Below are 23,172 nucleotides of genomic sequence, written 5' to 3'. Positions count from 1 at the left end.
GCAAGCATATGGAAGCACTGTTACCCCTCTTATTTGCAGCAGTTGTCGGGGTGGGGCATGCGTTTGAGGCCGACCACCTGCTTGCCGTAGGCAACATCATCACCAGGCGCGACAGCGTGATGCTGGCCCTGAAGGACGGCCTGTTTTGGGGGCTGGGCCATACCACTACGCTGGTGCTGGTGGGGGGCGTGGTGCTATTGAGCCGCGTCACGTTTCTTACCTCTGGTTACTTCGAGGCTTTTGTGGGGTTTGTGCTGGTGGTCATGGGCCTCAGCAGGCTGCTGAAAAAACAGCCGTTGCCCAAAGCCGGCGCCTCCCGCTACCAGCACAGCATGGCCTACTCAGTGGGCCTGCTGCACGGGCTTGCCGGAAGCGGCGCGCTGGTGCTGCTGGTTCTGAGCGAGCTGCAGGACCCCTACCTTGGCGTTACCTACCTGCTATTGTTTGGCATCGGTTCGATGCTGGGGATGCTAGTGGCAGCCTGGCTTTTCAGCGTGCCATATACGCGGCGCATGAAGCTAAACGGAACCCTGCGCTTCGGGGCGGTGGTTGTGTCTTCGCTGGTCTGCATCGTGTATGGCGGCTGGATGATGTACCAGAACCTACTCCTCTAAATCCTGCTCATTTTGATTCTAACCTAACTTCCGCCATCCATGCACCTCTCCCCAAAAGACATCGACAAGCTACTCCTGCACAATGCCGGGTTTGTGGCGCAGAAGCGGCACGCACGCGGCCTGCAGCTCAACTACCCCGAGGCCGTTGCCCTGATTGCCACTCAGTTGCTGGAGTTTATCCGCGATGGCGAGAGCGTGGCTACCCTGATGGACAAGGGCAAGAAAATACTGGGTATGAATGACGTGATGCCCGGCGTGGCCGACATGCTAACGGAGGTGCAGGTGGAGGGCACGTTTACGGACGGTACCAAACTGGTGACGGTGCATCACCCTATCTGCCGCGAACTTGGCTTCCCGGAGCTTGCGCTGTATGGCTCGGGCCTTTCGTACGAGCGGCGGGAGGTGGCCCACGACAACGTGGTGAACCCGGACCCTGGAGCGTATGTGTTAAGCGATGGGGCGCTCACGCTGAACGAGGGCCGCGAAACCGTGGAACTCGACGTGACTAACAGGGGCGACCGCCCGGTGCAGGTAGGCTCACACTATCCTTTTTTCGAAACAAACGCCGCGCTCGATTTTGACCGGGCACAGGCCTTCGGCTACCGCCTGAACATCCCCGCCGGGACCGCGGTGCGCTTTGAGCCGGGCGAGCGGAAGCACGTGCAGCTGGTGGCCCTGGCCGGCGAGCGGGTGGTATACGGGGGCAACAACCTGACAGCAGGAGAACTCTCCGACGCGAACAAGGCAGCCGCGCTGGAGCGGGCGAAGGATGCCGGTTTTATCTCTAAATGAAAGGCGTTGATCGTTTTTAGTTGATCGTTTTTCGTTGATCGGGGTGTGCTGTGGGGGTATGGAATTGAAACATCCAGCTAACTTAAATTTGGGTTTTCAAAATAGCCATTTAACCATTCAGCCATTTAACAATCTAACCATTAAGCAATTCAACCATTTAGCCATTTAACCATTCAGCCGTCAAACCATTTAACCATCTCACAACATGAGCTTACAACTAGACCGCCGGGCTTACGCCGATATGTATGGGCCCACCGTGGGCGATAAAGTCCGCTTGGGCGACACCAGCCTGTTTGTGGAGGTGGAGCAGGACTTCTGCGTGTATGGCGAGGAATGCAAGTTTGGCGGGGGCAAGGTGCTGCGCGATGGCATGGGGCAGGCGGCGGGCGTGTCGCAGGCCGATGCTCTGGACATGATCATCACCAATGCCCTCGTCCTTGACTATACCGGGATTTTTAAGGCTGACATCGGTATAAAAGCAGGCCGGATTGTGGGGATCGGGAAAGGCGGAAACCCGCACATCATGCCTGGCATCACACCGCACATGGTGGTGGGCGTCACGACAGAGGTGGTGGCTGGCGAGGGGCTCATCCTGACGGCGGGGGCGATCGACTGCCACATCCACTTTATATGCCCGCAACTGATTAACGAGGCCTTGGCGTCGGGGGTAACGACCATGGTAGGCGGCGGCACGGGGCCCGCGGCGGGCACCAATGCCACCACCTGTACTCCTGGCGCATTTTACATCCGGATGATGCTGCAGGCCACAGAGGCATACCCCCTGAACTTCGGCTTCCTCGGCAAGGGAAACTCCTCGAGGCCGGAGGGCCTGCGGGAGCAGGTGGAGGCCGGGGCGCTCGGGTTTAAGCTGCACGAGGACTGGGGCACCACACCCGCCGCCATCGACAATTGCCTCACGATTGCCGAGCAGTACGATGTGCAGGTGTGCATCCATACCGACACCCTGAACGAGAGCGGCTTCGTGGAAACCTCCGCGGCAGCCTTCAAGGGTAGGACCATACATGCCTACCATACCGAGGGGGCAGGGGGAGGCCACGCACCGGACATCATCAAGATCTGCGGCGAGCCCAACGTCATCCCGTCCTCCACCAACCCGACCCGCCCCTATACCGTGAACACGATAGACGAGCACCTCGACATGCTCATGGTCTGCCACCACCTCGACAAGAACATACCCGAGGACGTGGCCTTTGCCGAAAGCCGCATCCGGGGCGAGACGATTGCTGCCGAGGATATCCTGCACGACATGGGGGCGCTTTCCATCATCTCCTCCGACTCGCAGGCCATGGGCCGGGTAGGGGAGGTGATCACGCGCACCTGGCAGACAGCCCACAAAATGCGGGAGCAGCGCGGTCCGCTTCCGGAGGATGCTGCCCCGGAGGGAAAGGCCGATAATTTCCGGGTGAGGCGCTACGTGGCCAAGTATACCATCAACCCGGCGCGGGCGCACGGCTTTTCGGAGGAGGTTGGCTCGGTGGAGGTGGGCAAACTGGCAGACCTTGTGCTTTGGAAACCGGCCTTTTTTGGCTCCAGACCCGAGATGATCATCAAAGGCGGCGTGATTGTGCAGGCGCAGATGGGCGATGCGAACGCGTCTATACCCACCCCGCAGCCCTCTTTCTCCCGGCCCATGTTCGGGGCTTTTGGCGGCGCGATCGGCATTACCTCGCTGGCTTTTGTGTCGCAGGCGTCGGTGGCGCACGTGGAGCAGCACTACGGCCTGCAAAAGCGGGTGGTAGGGGTGAAGAACTGCCGCAGCGTGACGAAGAAGGACATGGCCCTGAATGATTTCCTGCCCCAAATTGAGGTAGACCCCGAAACGTACAAAGTGACTGTGGACGGTGTCCATATTACTTGCGAGCCTGCCACCAAGCTGCCGTTGGCCCAGCTGTATAACCTGTTTTAGCCGATGCGTTTCCGAATGTTTTTAACCACCCTATGAAATTCGCCCGCCTGCTGCACTTAGTGGATTCCGCTATCCCGACCGGCTCGTTTGCCTATTCCTATGGGCTAGAGAGCAGCATCACTTTTGGCCTGATCCGGGACCAGTTTGCGTTGCGCAACCACCTGTATGCCTTTCTGCAGCAGGCGGCAAGTATGGATTTCCCGTTTATACACGCCTGTTTCCAGTCGGACGCCGACGCACCGGGTATGGCGCTGGAATGTATAGCCGGGGAGTATGACGCGATGATGCTGGTGCCCGCGATACACAAGGCAAGCATCGTGCAGGGCAAAAACTGGCTTAACCTGCTCGCCTCGTTTTACCCCGAGGCGGGACTGGGAGCGTTGAGGGAGTGGTTTTCGGCCAAAGGCCTGCCACTGCATTTTGTGCTGGTGTATGCGCTTTGCCTGAAAAGGGTGGGCTTTACGCTGGAGGATGCACAGACCATGTACCTGCACATGGCGCTTCGGGATCAGGTGAGCGCCGCCATCCGGTTGGGGTTTCTCGGGCCGATGCAGGGCCACAAGCTGCAGCACGACTTTTATACCGTTTTCGAGGAGCTGCTGACACAGGCCCAGGGCGTGCCCTATACCCAAGCCTGCCGCTCAGCCTTCCTGCTGGATACCACGCAGGTATTCCACGAGGATATTTACTCGAAGCTATTCCAGAACTAGGGAGATTACAGCGCTATTACAAGAGGCATCTTATGCAAATATTTATACATAGTCTTCTGACAACCAACAATTAAACAACCAACAATTTAACAATTACATACATGGCATTCGTCGATAAATTAGCGCTTTTGCTGCACGGGCATACCCACGAGGCATACGACTCTCCGGGGGATTACAAGCTGCGGGAAACGCGCAAGCTGCCGGTATACCGCAACTTCAGGAAACGGGCGTTCACGGTGGGTATAGGCGGCCCCGTGGGCACGGGCAAAACGGCCTTGCTGAAAGCGCTCTGCGAACGCCTCCGGAACACGTATGAGCTGGCCGTGGTCACCAACGATATCTTTACCCGTGAGGACGCCGAGTTCCTGATCCGGCACAGCGCCCTGAGCGAAGACCGCATTGTGGGTGTGGAAACGGGCGGTTGCCCACACGCCGCCATCCGCGAAGACATCTCCCTGAACATGGATGCCCTGGAGGGACTCATGGAAAAGTTCGCCTATACCTTAGACCTGCTCTTTGTGGAGAGTGGGGGCGATAACCTGGCCGCGCATTTCAGCCGGGAGCTGGTAGACTATTCCATCTATGTGATTGACGTGTCGGGAGGGGATAAGATTCCGAGAAAAGGAGGCCCCGGCATCACGCAGTCTGACTTGCTGGTCATCAACAAAACCGACCTGAAAGACCTGGTGCGTGCCGATTTGGGGGTGATGGAGCGGGACTCCCGGAAGATGCGTGGCGATGGTCCCTTTGTTTTTGCGCGTGCCCTGCATGGCGACGGCCTGGACGAGATCATCGCCCACATCCTGAAAGCCAAAGAAAATGCGTTGCTGTCGGTGCGCGAAGACCGCCGCTGATTGCCCGTTGGCCATACCCTGTTTATACCCTATCAGTACTTCCGCTGCAGCGGGTTATACCCCAGGTATGCGTCGGTAGCGAGTGCCGAAAGAATCGCATCGCAGAGCGGTTGCAGATCCTGACGGGTTTTGGCCATGGCCCGCAGCAGGTATACCCCCGCTTTCGCTTTCACGACAGAGAGCACAAAGTTCCTGTTGGTCATATCGAAGTGGAGGGCCGTGCGCTCCGGCATCCTGAGCTGGAGCAGGCGCTCGCCAAGCTGCTCAAAAAGAGCCTCGCCCGGCGTGCCCACCAGGTAGGCTGAAAATATGGTCTGGTACTCCCCGAAGTTGGCGGGAGCGGAGGCGATGTGCTGCCGGGGCTGAAAAGAAAAGCGGTCGAGCAGCAGTGTTTTGCCGGCCGATGTCACCCTCAGCTCCGAGAAAAACGAGTGAAAGGCAAAGCGCTCCCCGGTGTCCATCCGGCCCGAGTGAAACCAGTCGATGACCAGCAACACCGCTTTGGGTTGTATATCCCAGTGCTGCACCTGCCGGTAGCGGCTCCCTTCCTGCAGCACCACGGGGTCCGGGAAGAGGACGGCCAGCGCATTTTGGGCCAGCGTGCCCGCAATGGTCTGGCATGCCTCGGCCCCGTCCACCGACTTAAAGATCCTGCCGTTGGCCTGTGTGCTGAGAAACAGGCGGGAGCCTGCGCCGCAACGGAGCTGCAGCTGTATCTGGTCGCCGGACACCATCCCTCCCCCAAAGTTAGAGAGCACCACATGGCAGCTTGCCTGGTGCGAGGCCGGGTTCAGGATTTTGAGCGGCTGCCTGCTCCTGCAACCCACCACCCTCGATTTCCCGCGCACCACCTCTACCTCCACAGCGCTCCAGTCGGGAGAGGCGTTCAGAAGGGGAGAGGCTGGCTGTGGGAACATACGGAGTAAGCGAAACGGAGAGAAAAGAGAATTATACACCTGCTTTATACATCAAGACCAGCTCATTTGCATAAGCTGGTCTTGGTTTGATGGGTATGGGAAGGTATGAAACTTAGGCAGAATTCCGCTCTGCGTTGATAATGCCGAACGAACAGCGCATCACCATCTTCTCATACACGCCTTTGTGGTCGCCCTGCACGTCCTGCTCCTCCATTTCCCTGATTTTGGTGAGGGCATACTGCTGGATGGTGAGCAGGGGCAGCTCAATGCGCTGGCGCATCTGGATGGAAAGCAGATTGACCGGCTTGTCCTGCATCAACTCCGAGGCTCCCGTCAGGCGCAGGATATAGCCCTTCGTCAGCATAAACTCATCATGGATCATGTTCCAGAGCGCACCGTAGTTCGGGTGGCTGGACAGGAAGGCGGTGAGCGGGAAAAAGCATTTGGTCATCGCCATCTCGCAGTTGTCCATCAGGGTTTTGAAGAACAGCGAGCCGTTGTAGAGCTGCACGATCTCCTCCCACTTGCCGGCTTCTTCCAGTCGCTGGAGGGCTGTGCCCACGCCGTAATAGCCCGGCAGGTTTTGCTTCAGCTGGCTCCATGAGCCCACATACGGCACGGCGCGCAGGTCGTTGAGGTTCAGTTTGCCCGGCTTGCGCTTCGACGGTCGGCTTCCGATGTTCGCCTCGGCGTAGTAGCGCAACGGACTGGCATAGTTGAGGTACTCCAGGAAGTTCGGGAGGTTTTTGAGCGTGTTATACTTCTCAAAGCTCTCGTTCGACAGGCGCTGCAGCAGCTCCTCTTCTTCCGGCGTGAGCGTGGCACTCTGCGAGGCGAACAGCGTGTTCCGGATTCCGGCGTGCATCAGCTGCTCGATGTTATACTGCGCAGCGTCCACCGTCCCGAAGTTCGAGCTGATCGTCTGGCCCTGTATGGTGAGCTGGATTTCTTTGTTGGAGATGTTCGGGCCCATAGAGGCGTAGAACTGGTGCGTTTTGCCTCCTCCTCTTGCCGGAGGCCCGCCTCTGCCGTCGAAGAAGATCACCTCCACGCCATACTGCTTAGAGATGGCGCTCAGCTCTTCCTTCGCTTTGTAAATGCCCCAGTTGGCCATCAGGTAGCCACCGTCTTTGGTGCCGTCCGAGAAGCCGAGCATGATTGTCTGGATGCTGCCGCGCTTCTGCAGGTGCTGGCGGTATGCCTCGTTCTCATAGAGCGCAGACATCACACCGGCGGCGTTCTGCAGGTCATCTATGGTTTCGAAGAGGGGCACAATGTCCAGGCTCATCTCCTCGGGCTTCCAGCCACTCAGCAGAAACAAGCCATAGGCCTGCATCACATCGAGGGCACTGGTGGAATGGCTGATGATGTAGCGGTGGCAACCAATCTCGCCGTTCGTCTCCTGTATGGTTTTCATGGCGCGCATGCTTCCGAGCACGTCACGGTGCAGCTCGTTGTCCAGCAGCGTGGCGTCTGCCGCGGAGCGCACCTCAAGTAGCGCCGCGATTTTGTCCTGGTCTGAGCGGGAGGCATAGTCTGCGGGGAGTGCGTTTCCTGTATCGGCCAGCAGCTCCAGCAGTTCGGTGTGCACCGAGCTGTCCTGGCGAATGTCCAGGGAGGCGAAGAACAATCCGAACAGCTGCACTTTGCGCAGGAGGTTCTCCACCATGTTCAGGAAAAGGCTGTTGTGCTCTTCTTTGAGGATAGTGCGAATCTGCTGCAGCGAGGAGATGATTTCTTCTTTCGATATATCCAGCTCGTGGTTCGGCACAAACAGGTTGTTGTATAGCTTCTGCTCCAGCGATAGCACCAGGTTGGCCACGCCTTTAAACGTGAGGCGGCGCTTCAGGCGTCGCACATCCAGGTAGTATGACTTGAGGGCGCCGCCGCGCAGGGCCTCGGCCACGCGCAGCGTGATGTCAGCGCTCACAAAGGGGTTTCCGTCGCGGTCGCCGCCGGGCCAGAAGCCAAAACGGACGATCGGGTTGGTGGGGCTTACCACGTCGGGCAGCTCATTCTTCATGAACGAGAGGATATTGCCGGCGGCCAGGTAAAACACGTTCTCCAGGTACCAGATCAGGTTTACCGCCTCGTCGTATGGCGTTGGTTTCTCGTTCTTGAAAAACGGCGTTTTGCCCAGCTGTTGCAGGTAGCTGTTAATCTGCGGGGTATTTTCGTTCATCAGCGCCTTCGAAAGGTCGTTGATGATGCCCAGCACCTCGCTTGGGTAAAACTGCGTTGGGTGGGCCGTCAGCACCAATCGTACCGAGAAATCCTTCAGCTTATCTGCCAACTCGGTTGTTTTCTTGTTTTGCAGCACCTCTCCCTGCAACTGCTTGAGCGTGCCCGCCCCCTGCATGTCATGTATGTCGCGGTAGGCGGCATCCTCCAGCGCGTCAAAAAGCACCACCTGCCGTTCGGTGTACTGCACAAAGCGGAAGAGCAGGTCGATCAATTCCTTGTCGCCGTGGTAGGAGGTATGCTGCTTGACAAAAGAGTTGATGATCTCCACAGGGCTTTGGCCCTTGGCGTATCCTTCTTCGCAATGCAGCAGGAAAATGGTCAGGAGCACGCCCGTTTTCTCCACCCTATGGAAAGGCAGCGCCGTGAACAGGCTATTATATAACTGAAACCGGAGACCTACCTGCTTGTTGTAGGCTTGTATTGTGCTGTTGGAAGAACCATCCATGAGTTGCGTAGTTTTTTGCAATGAAATATTGTTTTTGGTTTTATTGTTAAAGTTATTGCAATATAAGCAAGGTTTTGTTAACAACCCTGCATTTTAGGGGCAAAACTTTAACAAAAGGACTATTCTGGTGTATTTGCGTGCTGTTGAGCCGGTGTCCTTCTTCAAATATAGTTTTTAATGCTGCGGAATCAAATTTTTGCGGTTGCCGCGTCCGCGCTCCCCCCCATGGCAATAGCGTCTCATACGTGGCCGGGGCGGTTTGGTGCCGCAAGGCGAACGCGCGCCGAGTTCCGTTGTTAGGCAGATTTATAGCGTGGTGACGTATAGCTACACTCCGTTTGTTTACCTACTTTCATACCTTGTGTCCTGTCTTCTCCATACCGCTAACGGCTAAGGAGCAGGTATAAGTAACTGTATAAAAGACACAGTGTATTCCAATTTGTAACTTATTTTATTACATTTATTTATATATTGGATTAATTTAGAGCTATTACCGGATTTAATCTTTCCCACAGTTTATCACTAAAGCGAAACCTATGAATTCACGGCGTGACTTTTTACAGAAGTTTACTTTCTCAGCTGTCGGGCTGCCATTTATGACCCTGGCCGGATCTCAAACCCTTTCGGTTTTTGATTTTGATAAAGCGCCCTACCAGGGGCCTGTGCTGCGCGTCGCGATCATGGGGTTGGGCAGCTACGGTACGCGGGTGGCAGAGGCCATGCAGGCTTCCACCAAAGCAAAGCTGGTCGGGGTGATCAGCGGCACGCCGTCTAAAGTGAAAGCGTGGCAGGCCAAATACAACATCCCGGCGAAAAACTGCTACAACTACGAGAACTTCGACCGCATCAGGAATAACCCGGACATAGACGCGGTATACGTGATCACGCCCAATGCCCTGCACCACGACCAGGTGATCCGGGTGGCAAAGGCAGGCAAGCACGCGATTTGTGAAAAGCCAATGGGCGTGAACGCTAAAGAGGGGCAGGAGATGGTGGATGCCTGCAAGCAGGCAAACGTGAAGCTGCTGGTGGGGTATAGGATGCATTTTGAGCCGAAGACGCTGGAGATTATCCGGATGCGCAAGGAGGGCGAGCTGGGCAAGATCATGTTCTTTCAGGGGCTCACCGGCTTTAAGATCGGCGACCCGAGCCAGTGGCGCCTGAACAAGGAACTGGCTGGCGGCGGATCGATGATGGACATCGGGATTTATGCCGTGAACGGCGCGCGCTATATGGTGGGGGAGGAACCGGTATGGGTCACGGCGCAGGAAACCAAAACTGATCCGGAGAAATTTAAGGAGGGCGTAGACGAGACCATTCAGTTTCAGTTCGGCTTCCCGAGCGGGGCGGTGGCCTCCTGCCTGTCCACGTATAACATGAACTTCCTGGACCGCTTTTTCCTGGACGGGCAGGAGGGGTATGCCGAGCTTCAACCAGCCACAGGCTATGGCCCCATCCAGGGCCGCACCAACAAAGGCGAGCTCACCCAGCCGCACAAGACACACCAGACCGTTCAGATGGACGAGATGGCCGCCATCATTCTGGAGGGCAAGCAGCCTGTAGTGCCCGTAGACGGCGCTGAGGGAGTGAAAGACCTGAAAATAATTGATGCCATTTACCGGGCCGTGAAAACGGGGGAGAAAGTAGCTTTAAAATAATGATGGGGTATGCGTTGCTGAAAAGATTCATCGACTCACCTTGGCACGGCTAAACTGAAATCAGTTTCATAGCTGTTTCAGCACGCAAAACGCTTTCCTTTTCCTGTATGGCAGGCATCCGCGAAAGACGCCTGACGTATAGGAGGAGCTATGCTAGAAGAACTGATTATCCGGACCCTCTGCGATACCCTGCCCGCTGAACCGGCAGACGCCCTTTTCCTTTTCGGACAGACCGAAGATAATCAGGAATCGGCTTTTGCCGCTGTGCACAGTTTGCTCATGCAGGAGCACATAAAAAAAGTAATGTTCCTGCACACGGGCCCGATGAGCGGTTATCCGGGCTTTAAGGTATGGAAGCAAGCGTTGATGCAAGCCGGGATGAAACAGGATTTGCTGGAGCCAGTGGAACCGGTGCCGGCAGACACAGACCTGCTCCATACCCTGATTGAGGCAAAGTCGATGATGCACCACGCCAGGGAGCAAAAGTACAGACGCGTAATCGTGACGGCGGCACCCTTCCAGCAGCCCCGCGCGTTTATGGCCGCCGTAACCGCAGCGCTAGAAATCTACCCGGAGCTATACCTCTACAGCCAGCCCGGCAAACCCATGCCCTGGAAAGAGGAGGTCGTCCACTCGCAGGGGAAGGTGCAGGATGCCCGGGCCGGACTCATTGCCGGGGAGATGGAGCGTATCCGGAAATACCATACCCAGGGCGATCTTATCGCAGTAGACGAAGCCATCGCCTACCTCAACAAGCGTGACCTTGGGCAGCTTTAGCCAGCTATACCTGCTTTTGATTGTCGGGCTCACGCCTATTTCAGGTGTCTGTATTTGCGCTTCACAATCTCCTGCACCGGCACGTTCTCATTAGTGTGGGCTTTAACAAGGAAGGGTCATCTATGACCATCAAGCCGCCCTATCCTGCAGGCTGATTAGCCCTGTGGCCGTCGTCTTACCTAAACAGCTGAGCTGAAAATCTGTATGTAAATCCACGTCTCTTAACACACCTGTTCCCACGTTAGGGCAACACCTCTTGATTGATGCTGCGTCACGTCAGTTTTTATGTAGAGCATAAAATGCTCTTGCAGCTTTTTATTCAAGGTCCCAGCTCTAAACCTTAATTGATTCACATTTCTGTATTATTCCTTTTTCCCGATCTTACTTTTTAATAGTTGTGCATTAATGGCTACGATTATAGTACTCAGGCTCATAAACACCGCACCTACCGCAGGGCCTAAAACAAAACCGGAAGAATAAAGCACACCGGCAGCAAGAGGAATGGCAATCACGTTATAACCTGTGGCCCAAATCAGATTCTGAATCATCTTCTGGTAAGTGGCTTTACCGAAAAGGATAAGATTGGCAATATCCTGAGGGTTGCTGTTTACCAGGATGATGTCGGCTGTTTCGGCGGCGACATCGGTGCCTGAACCTACCGCAATACCCACATTGGCCTGTGCCAATGCGGGTGCATCGTTCACACCGTCGCCGGTCATAGCCACAAATTCGCCTTTTCCTTGGAGTTCTTTAACTATTTCCACTTTTTGATGAGGAAGCACTTCAGCATAATATCCATCCAAACCAAGTTTATCGCTAACAGCTTTGGCGGTTTTTTCGTTATCGCCAGTTGCCATCAATACTTTGATGTTATTCTTTTTAAATACTTTTATAGCTTCGGCAGATTCTGGCCTGATCTCATCAGAAAGGGCAATATAACCTGCCAACGCCCCATCAATCAAGATAAAAACAACTGTTTCTGCGGCATCGCTATAGGCATCTTCAGGAATAGTTATTTTTTCATCCTTTAAATATCCCGGGCTAACCACTTTTACCTCTTTCCCTTCTACATTGGCTTCCACTCCTTTGCCTGTGATGGCTTTAAATCGTTCTGGCTTGGGTATGCTGATCTTCCCTTCTTTTACTTTCTTAATAATTCCAACTGCAATAGGGTGTTCTGAGCTCTGCTCCAGAGCACTTGCCAGGCGTAAAATTTCCTGGTCAGGATAGGCACTGTCAACAGATTTTATCCGGGTCACCCCAAAATCACCTTTGGTAAGTGTTCCGGTTTTATCAAACAGCAAGGCAGATATTTTTCTGGATTCCTCGAATGCAGTCCTGTTGCGGATCAATAAGCCATTCTGGGCAGATACCGCCGTGGATATAGCCACCACCAAAGGTATAGCCAGGCCTAAGGCATGCGGGCAGGCGATCACCATGACAGTAACCATTCTTTCTAGCGCATATACAAAAGGGAAGCCTAACATAAGCCAGGTGGCCAACGTGCCGAAACCAATAGCCAACGCGATATAAGTGAGCCACTTTGCCGCCCTGTCTGACAGGTTCTGCATTTTGGATTTGGTTTTCTGGGCATCCTCTACCATTTTAATCACCTTGTTCAGGTAACTGTCTTTGCCTGTATGCTCAACCTTGACCTTTAATGAACCATTTCCGTTCACAGACCCGCCGATCACTTTTTCATTCAGTTCTTTTTTAACAGGCTTTGATTCGCCGGTGAGCATGGATTCGTTTAAATAGCTGCTTCCTTCAGTAATGATCCCGTCTGCCGGCACCTTTTCGCCAGGCTTGATGAGAATGATATCATCCTTCAGCAAGGCTTCCAGCTTAATATCTTCTATAACATCGCCCTTCACCCGGTGTGCTTCTGCGGGCATCATGCTTACCAGTAGTTGCAGCGCTTTGGACGCCCCCAACACACTTTTCATTTCTATCCAATGCCCCAGAAGCATGATCGCGATCAGTGTGGCCAGTTCCCAGAAAAAATCCACCCCGGGTAAACCGAAAACGGTTGCCGAACTATAAAAATAGGCCACACTGATGGCCATCGCGATCAAAGTCATCATTCCCGGGGACGCTTTTTTCACTTCGGACCAGAAGCCCTTCAGAAAAGGCCAGCCCCCATAGAAATAAACAATACTGGATAAGCCAAACAGGATATAGGGGTTGCCGGGAAGCAAAAACGCATAACCGAAAAAGTCCTGAATCATTGGGGAAAGAAACAGGATGGGCCCGGTCAGGACCAGCGTTATCCAAAACCGCTTTTTAAAATCGGCAATCATCATTTTATGATGGTCATGGCCTTCCATGCCCATCGGGATGTCGTCATGGTCCATTTTTGAATGGTCCATTTCATTTTGGTCCATGGCTGCCTCATGCCCATGTTTTGTCTTTTCTGTTAAAGCACTCTTTAAATCATCCGCTCTTTCCTGTGCTTCTTCTTTAAAAGACTCCTTTCCATTTTCATGGGGATGATGCGCCTGGTTTTTGTGATCTTCCATGATAGTTAATTTTAATAAACTATGTCGCTAACCTTTACTTGTTAAGATATACCTTTGTGAATTCTTAGGGTTCTCTGTTCGAAAAAACCAATTTTTAGGTATTCTAATGGTTATTAACTGCTATCTCCTGGTAACTTAGCTCCTCTTTTGCTTATTGAGTTGTTTTTCCCACTCTTACAATATTTCTCTTCGCTTCAGGTATTCCTCTTCTGTTATTTCCCCTGAGGCAAACCGCTTTTGCAATATTTCCAGTGGCGTATCTTTCTTTTTCCGTTGACCAGGCACATCATAGGGCGTTGCGAAAATCCATAATATCAGTATAATCCACAGGATCCACCATATCAGGTGCATTCCTCCAAAATGAAAACCATTGTACATGTGCATAAGAATATATTTAATGGATATAGTTAATTATTTGAACTCAGCTAAGCAATACTGTAATGCGTTTTACTCACTGCATCCAGTAGTACCTCACTTTTTATAGCCTCATAAGAGGTGATCTCTGCCTTCATGCTTGCAAGATCAACTGTTACAGCGTTCACGCCGGGTATAGCGGATAATTTTCGTTGAACTGTTGCAGCACAGCCGCCACAACTCATACCTTTTATTAGGTAGTTATTAGTGATTGGTTTTCTCATGATTTAAATTGTTTATAACGATGAAATGATGGGTCTGCTGTCCAGCTACACCCGAGTGTTTTTTTTTAATTATAGGTTATTGTAAAATAATCACCATTTTGCTGTTTGAAAATCTGCCTTTCCAACAAGCCTGCTTTAGTTAAATATTCTGTCGCCTCGTAATCAATTTTTTTAATTTTAAACCCTAACACATAGGCTTGAATATGAATGCTTTCAGTGATACTCCAGCCAGTAGCATTTTTTTTAAGCGATCGGTTATTGATAGTTACATTGTTTTTAGAGCCAAGAAAATTGAGTAGGCCCGTTTCGATATATAGGGTCAAGCTTAGGCTGCGTAGCATTCTAGTGGGATTGAGATCATACATTTTTTTAAAATCACCTGATTTCGCTGACACTGCAATCTCTTGCTTTTTAGGGTTGAGCGCGAATACGGATAAAAGCACATCAGATTCGTCAGGCCTGCACTGGTAAGTTGTGGTATGAACAGACTCTAAATTTTGCGCTTCATCATATATTTTGATTTTTATATCCACAAAAAAAAGCTTTCCTCTCTGCTCCATTTTTTCTGCAGTAAAAATTTGTTTCCCAGTGAGCTGTCCGCCCTCAAAATTTTCTCTTACCATGGTTTTACCTGAAATCTGTTCAATGAACATTTCCTTAGACTGGGCTTTCAGTATTATAGAAGGAGTGAGCCATAGTATATAAAATATAAAGTATTTAGCTTTCATGGCATTATACCTAATTTGTGTTGGTGTATGAGAAGATTGTATCGACCGTTTAAGGTTCTTAAAATATTCTGCAATTTTGTTTAGTGTTCATTCGCGGATGTTCAGTATCTATGATAGGACTGATATTCATGAATTAATGCAAATAAAAAATCTATTTTACTCTTTATGTCAGATCAATTATATCCCTAAAAGCAACCTTAATCTTTACAAGCTTTTATTATGAACTACTAAAGTTTAATTTTACAGGACTTTCGCAAAGCTGCCCTCGTTGCGTCTTTTGACCAACAAGTTGTTGGTGAGAACACACAATAACGGCAGGCTGCTTTCGCTCCGTGTTTCGATTAGATGCGAAAGCCCTGTTTAATATGTTTGTGGGTTTTCCGCCACAGTTAGTGATCTGCAGTTTACAAGTAATTAAAAACAGGCAGTCTTAAATTTTAAATTTTGGGTTTATCCAATCGTAACAATGGGGCGGCAGCATAGTAAGTTTCCCAAAATGTAGCTTCGCTGGGCCCGTGATAAATCACCAATCATACCACTTGGGTTTCCAAGGGGGCATCCTGCTGCTTAATGTTTCACTTCAAAATCATCCTTTGGATCTAAAACTAGATGGGAGGGAAGATCTCACTGACCCTCCGCCCCATACCGTTCATAGTCAAACTCGATTGTAATAAGCGGTTTCCGATGCCTTTCGATAATATCGGTTGGGCCACCCGTCTTTGCGTATCCTAGGGCAGAAAAATTTCCATCATTTACAGCGCGGAAAACTACATGTATATCGTTTCCCTTCTGTTAAATCTCCGGATTTAATACCCCATTGTTTTCAAAATAATTCTGAATGGGCATAGTATAATTCATATTTATACTATGCTTATCATTTGCGTAATTAAGAGGTATCTGTTTAAAGTTGCCAAACTGCATAGCGCCCTTTCAATCACTTCTGGATGCCCATGCTTGTATTTGTTTTGAGAATTGAGTTTACAGCAGTTTCCTCCAGTCCCGTGAGTGCCCTTATGGCATCTATGGTTTCTGGTATCACTATAGCTTGGTTATCCACCACATAAGCATAAAAAAGCTCGTCTCCTTCTACTTTCAGCATATCCTGCCAAAGGGCTACTTCATACATATCTCCCCATGGCCTGCCCATGTCAAGGTATTTTTCTTTGATGGTATTATTGGATACCAAGCCATCTGCGTAATTGAGTAGAGTTATGCGGGTAGAGGTCTTAAATGCCTCCAGCACCTCTTCTTTAGAAGTTTTATGGTTAAGTTTGACGTTCCAGAAGTGCAGGTGACTTAGTGTTTCCGGTACTTTCACTGCCATGGTAATGACATTTAGTTCCGGATCTACACTCTGGGCATCAGGCCCCTGGTGGCTGGGAATGTCTTTTTCTGGCAGAAGGGTATTCATAATACCACCCAGGTGACTTTCCCATGGGTCTGTAGCCCTGCGCAACAAGGTTCCCCGGGCACTTTCAAGCAGATCGGCCCTTTTTAAAGCCGAAAGCGTTCTGATGATAGAAGTGGTGTTACAGGATACCACCCGTGTGCTCTGCCGGTTTAAAGCTGAGATATAATTGTTTTCTGCACTAAATGAATGGCCAGTTGTTTCGTGCTTTTCACCTCCCTGCAGAATAAATTTGATGTTACGCTCCTTGTACAAAGCCACATTTTGAACAGCTATCTTTTTAGGTGTGCAGTCCACTACCAGATCCACTTCACCCAAAAGATCACTCATGCTTCCTTCGACTGGGATGTTCGCCTCTCTCATCTGTGCCTGAGCATCCGCTGTAGCAGCATAAATGGAATATCCTTTATTTGCCGCGGTTTGAATGCGCCAGTCGCTGATGACATCACAAACTCCGCTTAGTTCCATATCATCCTGTAAAGCAATGGCATCTGCCACCCTTTTGCCAATTACCCCATATCCGATTAATGCGATTTTCTTTTTCATATTTTTTATTTTTTAATTGAAGTATACATAGTAGAAAGCCAAAAGGCCACCTTCACAAAACCTCTTCCCATTTACAAAATGACCACTATCCTTGTCGGTATGACTACAGGAACCACATCTCCAAAGCCAGTTCATGCGAATGTGCCCATATTGGAACAGGTATACTGATATAGTTTTGCAGGAAATTAAATTGCCAGCCATTTCAGCCCCCTCAAAATAACCTGTGTCTGCTCAGTTAAAACAGTTAAATCAGCGGCCTTCGAAAAGATGATCAGGGAACCTGCACCAGACAAGCATACACTGGCGCTATCAAAGCAAGCTGATCAACGGAATGACGTACCTGTTCACTCAAATGCCGCCAGAGGGATTGGCCAATTTTTGATTTACACATCTTGGGACACAGTGTTCAATGTTTTGCTTTTAAGTGGATCTTTCTTTTTTTGATTAAGTGGTCAAATACGCTGAAGCTTTTTCCCGAAAAACCATAGAATTCAACACAGGAGGTCGCAATAAGCAAGCCCCCCGTAACAAAAAACGGAACGGATGGGCTGAGCATGTATAACGCTGTACCGGTTACAGGTCCAACTATTTGACCTATCCCCCCAAATGAAGACTGCATACCTATTGCCCATCCTGATGAACTCTCGTCTTTTAAAGACACGCGAGCTAATAGATTAGGGATGACCAAAGAAGCCCCTAATCCAAAAATGCCTATTAACAGAAAGAGGGCTATTTTCGATTCACTCAATACAAATAAGGGCAGTGTCAGCCCAGCGATCAGTAAGCCGGCAGCAATCTGTTTTTCGGGATTTGGAATAATTACGGTTCCCCATTTAGCGACAACGGGTTGCAGGATGGCCATCACTAAACCACAGACTAGTAAACTTGCTCCAACAAATGCTACGGAGAAACTTCCGCCATCTTTAATGAACAGGGGAAAAACACTTTCAAAGGAGGTGATACCCAATTGAATAACAAGGGATAACAAGAGTATTTCCCTGAAGAGCTGCCATTTGCCCGGTGGAAAAAGAACATGGCCTTTACTGCTTGTTAGTTCAACCACGCTTTGTTTTTTGTTTTTTAGAAACACGAGAGCTACAGCCAGTGTGAGTGCCCCCAAAATTGCAAGTGTCAGAAAGGGAACATTGAAGCGGTTGAACATTATATGGATTGTCTGTAATCTGAGATGAAGATCACTTTGTGTCAGTAGACCACTTATTCCGGGGCCTATCACCACACCGGCACTCACTGCTGTCCCTGCCCAGGCCATTGCCTTTGTGCGGTCGGCTTTTTGGGTGATCGCGGTGATGTTAGCAATGATCACTGGAACTAAGAATGAAGAAAACAGACTTCCCAAAATTCTTGCAACATACAGCATGGTCAGCGTTGTGCTAAATGAGATGATGACCTGCATCAAAGTAAAACCGCCTAATCCCAAAATGATGGGCATCTTTGGGCCCGTTCGGTCAGCAATCCTTCCCCAGAAAGGGGCGGTAAAAACTAGGGCCACCGGATAGATAGCAGTCAATATGCCGAAATGGAAAGCAATGTTTTCCCTCACAGCAACCCCGGTCATCAACCTTTCAATAAAAAAGGGCAGTACGGGCATCAGGACGCCATAACCTATCATCACCACAAAAAGGCATAGCATTGAAATCAGTAAATTGCTATTGATCTTTTTCATCCGGTTCTTGATTTGATCAAAAATTCTTACCAGTATTTGTGATGCTTCCCTATTTGTTTGGGCAGAATCCACGCTACTGATCCTCGGGTTTTAACCTTCTTGTGCGCACAATTTCTACAGAGCAATTGGCATGTAAAGCCACCGACTGGGAGACCGATCCAAGCAAAAACTTTTCTAACCCTCTCCGGCCATGTGATCCTACCACAATCAAATCGGCAACAAAGGAGTCCGCATCTTCTATAATAACTTGTTTTGGAGGACCCTTTATTACCGCAGTGGATATTAAGAGGCTTGAGTTTTTCTCTCTTACTAACTCAGCTGCTGTTTCAACTACTTCTTTCGCAGCCTTTTGTGCTATTGAATCAGCTTCCTGATAGTAACCTTCCATGCCACCAATGAACGGGCTATACATATAGTCTGGAGAGCTTTCGACAACAGAAATGATTCTTAATTCTGAATTTGCTGGAAAAGTCCTGCCGGCTATTTCTTCGGTTGCTGTTTTACTGTATTTAGACCCATCAGTCGCTAATAATATTTTCATGATTTTAAGAATTGTTTTTATCTGATATAGCCATGTTCAAGGTTGAGAATGGAATTCCTGTCGTCAAACTGGTTATTAAATATTTTACTGAATGTATAAGCTATGCCCATCTGGAAACGCTGCTGGTTGTTTCCTAATAATGGCCTTAATGCCCCTTCGTTCTGATTGTATTTATATTGAAATAACAGATCGAAGTTATTGCCAACCCGGTAAAATAAATTGGAGATCAGCATCCATTGTTTGGTGTCTTTCCCCACATCAGAGAAGGTCTTGTATCCAAAACCAGCAGACAGCTGGTATCTCGGCCTTTCCAGTTTGCGGTTCAGGTAGCGCAGCATCCCAAAAACAGCAGTGCTCTTGGTGCGGCTGTAACTGGTATAATCGGTAATATCTTTTACCTCATTTAATCCGATATTGTTGATTATCTGCGTTTTAAAATCAATAAAGTTTATGGGGTCTGGTAAAAGATTGAAGGTGGCAGTCCCTATCAAATTAGTGAGCGTTTTTTTATTGCCATTATCTTGGTCTGTGGGTGTATCGATAAAGTTGTTCACGCTAAAACCGACCTGCTGCAACACATTCCGGTTCCATACCTGACTTCCGGGCACCCGGTACACCACCGACCCGCCTAAGCCGTTTATATCAAGCTGATTGGGGTTTTGGAAATCCATGTAGTTCTCCCCGTGAAACGTGAGATAGAACCTTTGCCCGAGGATCCGGGTATATTCCAGCACATTCGCATATTGGTTATCCTGAGAGTTGATGCCTCCTGAAAAAGGATTAAGTACATAGTTATACAGGACTGCGTCATCATCCCTGAAGGTGGAAAACTCCGTAAGGGTGGTTTGAGAAGTGCTTCTGCCCAGTTTAATCATATTCTTCTGATTATCCACCTGTAACATGATCTGGTTATAGAACACCTGGCCTAAACCAGAGTTTACGTCGGGAAATGTGAAGCCGAGCACCATTTGGCCTCGCCAGCCATGGTACAATTTCTGGCTGACGCCTAGCATCAGGTACGAATCAGAGAAATCTGTTAATACCTGGTCTCCTTCGTTCAAAACGGGTATATCCAGTGATGCCCTGCCTTTGTTGCTGTAATAGTTTCCTGTGGTGATGGTCTTAAAGCCGATTTCTATCTGCGGTAAAACTTCTTCCCCCTCACTTTGTGCCCTTGCGGCGAAAGGGGAGGTAAGTAATACCACCATCGATATAAAAAATATTGTTTTCATGCTTTTAAGTTATATTTCTGAAATTTTATTGGTCTAAAGCTATTTTTGGGAGTTTATCTTCGCCGAACATCATTTTTTTCATATCCATATCTTTATTTTCTATCCCCATTCCTTCATGACCGGCCATGTTATTCACACCCTTAAACATCTCGTTGCCGCTATATGTAGAGATGATGAGTTCTTCTGCCGGTAAATCTTCATATACCAGTGCCAGTAGATTTCCACCCGGATAAAGGCCATTGTTGGTTACCTTTCTGGTGTCATGATCATGGAATGTCCAGATGCCCCTGTTATTGCCTTCTATAATAATGTCGTAGGTTTTACCAGGGGTAAGCGCAACAGTATTTCGTTGCCATGGCTGTGGCAAGGGAATCCCATCATCGGCTACCATCCAGAAATCATGTCCATGGAGGTGAAGATGATGATCTACCGCCCCTGCATTGATTAGTCTTACCCTGATTTTTTCTCCTGACTTGATAAACAAATAGGGTGTGTCAGGATAAGACTTGCCGTTCACTGTAAACCAATTGGATTCAGGTAGATCGGCGGGAGCCCTGCGAGATAAGGTATAGGGAGGCTTATATCCGTTTTTCATGGATTCTTCCAACTGCTTCCGGTTATCAAAAACGGCCCAGCGTTCATGGTCAAAGCGGCCTTCTTTCATCAGGTAGCTCCTTTCTTTCATGCGGTTAAGCATCCGGTTCATCTCTGTCCTGATGAAATTCACATCATGAGAGGAATAAACCAATGTATATTCCCTTTCATAGTTAAACTGCTTTTTGATTGGATCACTGGGGTCTTCTATGATTATGCTGCCATACATCCCTGCCTGCATATGCATCAGGGTACCCCAATGGCAGTGGTAAAAATGCGTGCCTACAGGCTTCGCCTCGAATTCATATACAAATTCGGTTTGGGGCATCACCGGGAGCTGGGTGACAAAAGGCACGCCATCCATACGCCAAGGCACGTGCAGGCCATGCCAGTGTATGGTATGGTTCAGGCCTGTTTTATTGTTAAACTTCACCCTCACCTTATCTCCATATTGCACCCTGATTTCCGGACCCGGAATCATATCATTAAACGCGAGTGTATGGTATTGAAATCCGGGGGCGGGCTCATGAACTTTAATATCCAGGTAGAGATCAAACTCTTTCCATTCCCCCACTTTTTTAAATGGTATGGGATTAGGGAATTTTGAAGGCGCGTTTATCCTTGCTTCCTTTGCTAAAAGATCACCAGGGAAAAATACCACACCCGCAGTACTCATTGCCCCGGTTGCTAAAAAATCACGTCTGTCCATTTTAAATTATTTTTTGACTGAAACACTATAAATACCCGCTATGCAGGCGCCAATCAGCCAGCCAAGCACAAATGTTTCTACCAGGCCAATGCCTGCTTCCCACAAGGGTACATCCATCCGGAGGATAGCCGAAACATCCAGGCCATGCAGCAGGCTGTTAAAGAACTGCACTGTGCCTCCGGGGCCAGCCGTTGCCATTACCAGTATGCAGCCCAGATAAAGCAAAGCCCCGGTAAGGCCTACAGCAAATCCAAATTTTCTGATGTTAATGCTGGTGTGCATGCTTTTCTTTTTTTAGAGTTTTTGAATCTGATTGCGAATCATGTTTAGTAGTATGTTCATGCCCTCCATGCTGATGCATCGGCATCAGCAAGTGGCAGGCAAACATGGCCACAATGAAGATGAAAAGAGAGGTGTCCGAGCCTAACCCCAGGGCCGGAGCGAGAAATATCAGCAGTAACGGAAGGGCACAGCCGATAATCATCCAGATTATATGCTTTTTCATTTTATATTTTTTAGTTAAATTATTGACTGACATTATACAAGATCAGGCTCAAGAAGCGCTAGTTACTTGAAAGGGGCTTGCGTCCCCGTTTATGGAGATGTCTTTGTGATGCTACCCACTGCCTGACGTAAACCTGCCTCAGGCCCAGCAGCCGATTAGACTTGACAAACTTCCCAGCCTACTTGGCCTGAACGGACGGAACACCTCCATGTAAGCCTTCACCGCTCCAGTCAGATGCCGACCGACACGAGCAGGGGGGCATCAGGTTGTGGCCTCTCACGTAGCTGTCCTTGCTGAGATCGTGCTGGGGGACGTGAGCAGCACGTGCTCCTTGGTGTGGGTTGTCCGATGCTAGAGTCATCTATAGACCAGCAAGCTGCCCTCTTCTGCAGGCCACGGTTTCTCCGCCCGCCTCCACAACCCCTGGTTGCCTAGCTCCAGCCCAGAGAGGCAGCGGGGCAACTGCCTTGTCAACCAAGCTGCTTATCCCCGTGACCGTCGTCTTACCAAAACTGCTTAGCAGATAACGCGTGTGTAAATCCATATTCGCTTTATCTACTTTACTACACCCTAAACCCTGTTACTCGTTAAGCGGCGTAATTGCTGCAACAGTTAGGCAAATATGAAAAGTAATCATCTCTTAAAAAGTGACGCTGATCATATTTAAAAATGATCTTTCCCTTTTGACTTAGCCCGGAATTCTTCTAATAAGTGATACCCGACATTCTTGTCTGTTCTTTGTTTTATACCTTAAAAAAGTCCTAGAAGTAGAAAGCTAAAGTTTTAAAAATCCATTTCTATATTTTTTTAAAGTGTATAACTTGGATTATATATGGGTATAACTATATCGAAGGTATAGCTTTGAAGCAAATAGCGCAGCTACCAATCTTGTAGGAGTGTTTTTGGGTAAAAACATTAAAAAGGACAGTACATGCTTTTTGAGTGGGGAGTAAAATGGGCTTGAAAACCCAGGTAAACGCATCAGGTTTTATAGTGATCATTCACAGCTTAGGTAGTGTGAAGCATGCGTGTAGAGGGAGCATTATTTGCAAGAAGCACCTGATTTTCGGGCAGAGTGCAACAGGCTCCACAGGCTGAGTAGTTTTGAGCGGGCGGAGGATTTTGAGGAC

The 23,172-nt window shown here is 49.7% G+C and carries 20 protein-coding genes; 7 read left to right on the top strand and 13 right to left on the bottom strand.

What is annotated here, in order from left to right:
- Window positions 1–8: 8 nt before the first annotated feature.
- The 5 genes from MKJ04_RS05195 to ureG all read left to right on the top strand — a co-directional run bounded on the left by MKJ04_RS05195 (window position 9) and on the right by ureG (window position 4,897).
- Window positions 9–614, top strand: coding sequence for a HupE/UreJ family protein (locus MKJ04_RS05195; RefSeq protein ID WP_241639935.1), 606 nt, complete (start codon window positions 9–11; stop codon window positions 612–614).
- Between the two features lie 39 nt (window positions 615–653).
- Window positions 654–1,406, top strand: coding sequence for an urease subunit beta (locus tag MKJ04_RS05190; RefSeq protein WP_241639934.1), 753 nt, complete (start codon window positions 654–656; stop codon window positions 1,404–1,406).
- Between the two features lie 205 nt (window positions 1,407–1,611).
- A complete protein-coding gene (gene ureC, locus MKJ04_RS05185; RefSeq protein ID WP_241639932.1) occupies window positions 1,612–3,333 on the top strand; it encodes an urease subunit alpha in 1,722 nt (573 codons plus the stop codon).
- Window positions 3,334–3,365: 32 nt separating this feature from the next.
- On the top strand, window positions 3,366–4,043 hold the full coding sequence (locus MKJ04_RS05180; RefSeq protein ID WP_241639930.1) for an urease accessory protein UreF: 678 nt from the start codon (window positions 3,366–3,368) through the stop codon (window positions 4,041–4,043).
- Window positions 4,044–4,144: 101 nt separating this feature from the next.
- Window positions 4,145–4,897 carry an urease accessory protein UreG gene (gene ureG / locus MKJ04_RS05175; protein WP_241639928.1) on the top strand — a complete coding sequence of 251 codons (753 nt, stop codon included), beginning with the start codon at window positions 4,145–4,147 and terminating at the stop codon, window positions 4,895–4,897.
- Window positions 4,898–4,929: 32 nt separating this feature from the next.
- Here the strand turns inward: ureG and MKJ04_RS05170 are convergent, their stop codons facing one another.
- On the bottom strand, window positions 4,930–5,814 hold the full coding sequence (locus MKJ04_RS05170) for an urease accessory protein UreD (protein ID WP_241639926.1): 885 nt from the start codon (window positions 5,812–5,814) through the stop codon (window positions 4,930–4,932).
- 112 nt (window positions 5,815–5,926) lie between these two features.
- Complete coding sequence (locus MKJ04_RS05165) at window positions 5,927–8,503, bottom strand: phosphoenolpyruvate carboxylase (RefSeq protein ID WP_241639924.1); 2,577 nt, start codon at window positions 8,501–8,503, stop codon at window positions 5,927–5,929.
- Window positions 8,504–9,039: 536 nt separating this feature from the next.
- On the opposite strand from MKJ04_RS05165, the gene MKJ04_RS05160 reads away from it, so the two are divergent.
- Together MKJ04_RS05160 and MKJ04_RS05155 are read left to right on the top strand one after the other, a co-directional pair.
- On the top strand, window positions 9,040–10,161 hold the full coding sequence (locus MKJ04_RS05160; protein ID WP_241639922.1) for a Gfo/Idh/MocA family protein: 1,122 nt from the start codon (window positions 9,040–9,042) through the stop codon (window positions 10,159–10,161).
- A gap of 150 nt (window positions 10,162–10,311) precedes the next feature.
- Window positions 10,312–10,938 carry a YdcF family protein gene (locus MKJ04_RS05155; RefSeq protein WP_241639920.1) on the top strand — a complete coding sequence of 209 codons (627 nt, stop codon included), beginning with the start codon at window positions 10,312–10,314 and terminating at the stop codon, window positions 10,936–10,938.
- 362 nt (window positions 10,939–11,300) lie between these two features.
- Here MKJ04_RS05155 and MKJ04_RS05150 read toward each other — a convergent pair whose 3' ends face one another.
- From MKJ04_RS05150 to MKJ04_RS05100, 11 genes are all read right to left on the bottom strand, one after another.
- On the bottom strand, window positions 11,301–13,307 hold the full coding sequence (locus MKJ04_RS05150; RefSeq protein WP_241640012.1) for a copper-translocating P-type ATPase: 2,007 nt from the start codon (window positions 13,305–13,307) through the stop codon (window positions 11,301–11,303).
- A 324-nt stretch (window positions 13,308–13,631) separates the two neighbouring features.
- Entirely contained in the window at window positions 13,632–13,808 is a 177-nt protein-coding gene (locus MKJ04_RS05145; protein WP_241640010.1) for an SHOCT domain-containing protein, read from the bottom strand.
- A gap of 74 nt (window positions 13,809–13,882) precedes the next feature.
- The gene (locus tag MKJ04_RS05140; protein ID WP_241639918.1) at window positions 13,883–14,095 is read right to left on the bottom strand and encodes a heavy-metal-associated domain-containing protein; all 213 of its coding nucleotides are present in this window, start codon (window positions 14,093–14,095) and stop codon (window positions 13,883–13,885) included.
- 65 nt (window positions 14,096–14,160) lie between these two features.
- Complete coding sequence (locus MKJ04_RS05135; protein ID WP_241639916.1) at window positions 14,161–14,823, bottom strand: hypothetical protein; 663 nt, start codon at window positions 14,821–14,823, stop codon at window positions 14,161–14,163.
- A gap of 934 nt (window positions 14,824–15,757) precedes the next feature.
- Window positions 15,758–16,777, bottom strand: a complete 1,020-nt coding sequence (locus MKJ04_RS05130; RefSeq protein ID WP_241639914.1) for a type II glyceraldehyde-3-phosphate dehydrogenase — start codon at window positions 16,775–16,777, stop codon at window positions 15,758–15,760.
- Between the two features lie 406 nt (window positions 16,778–17,183).
- Window positions 17,184–18,461 carry an MFS transporter gene (locus MKJ04_RS05125; protein WP_241639913.1) on the bottom strand — a complete coding sequence of 426 codons (1,278 nt, stop codon included), beginning with the start codon at window positions 18,459–18,461 and terminating at the stop codon, window positions 17,184–17,186.
- 73 nt (window positions 18,462–18,534) lie between these two features.
- Window positions 18,535–19,002, bottom strand: coding sequence for a universal stress protein (locus tag MKJ04_RS05120; RefSeq protein WP_241639912.1), 468 nt, complete (start codon window positions 19,000–19,002; stop codon window positions 18,535–18,537).
- Between the two features lie 17 nt (window positions 19,003–19,019).
- A complete protein-coding gene (locus MKJ04_RS05115; RefSeq protein ID WP_241639911.1) occupies window positions 19,020–20,234 on the bottom strand; it encodes a hypothetical protein in 1,215 nt (404 codons plus the stop codon).
- A 25-nt stretch (window positions 20,235–20,259) separates the two neighbouring features.
- Window positions 20,260–21,537, bottom strand: coding sequence for a multicopper oxidase family protein (locus MKJ04_RS05110; RefSeq protein WP_241639910.1), 1,278 nt, complete (start codon window positions 21,535–21,537; stop codon window positions 20,260–20,262).
- Between the two features lie 6 nt (window positions 21,538–21,543).
- Window positions 21,544–21,819: a DUF5676 family membrane protein gene (locus tag MKJ04_RS05105; protein WP_241639909.1), complete on the bottom strand. Its 276-nt coding sequence runs from the start codon at window positions 21,817–21,819 to the stop codon at window positions 21,544–21,546.
- Window positions 21,803–22,042 carry a hypothetical protein gene (locus tag MKJ04_RS05100; protein ID WP_241639908.1) on the bottom strand — a complete coding sequence of 80 codons (240 nt, stop codon included), beginning with the start codon at window positions 22,040–22,042 and terminating at the stop codon, window positions 21,803–21,805. Before MKJ04_RS05100 ends, MKJ04_RS05105 begins: the two co-directional genes overlap by 17 nt.
- Between the last annotated feature and the right edge of the window lie 1,130 nt (window positions 22,043–23,172).

The organism is Pontibacter sp. E15-1, from assembly GCF_022601975.1.
Taxonomy (GTDB): Bacteria; Bacteroidota; Bacteroidia; order Cytophagales; family Hymenobacteraceae; genus Pontibacter.
Note: the sequence above shows the minus strand (reverse complement) of the source record. Positions and strands in the feature narration are given on the sequence as shown.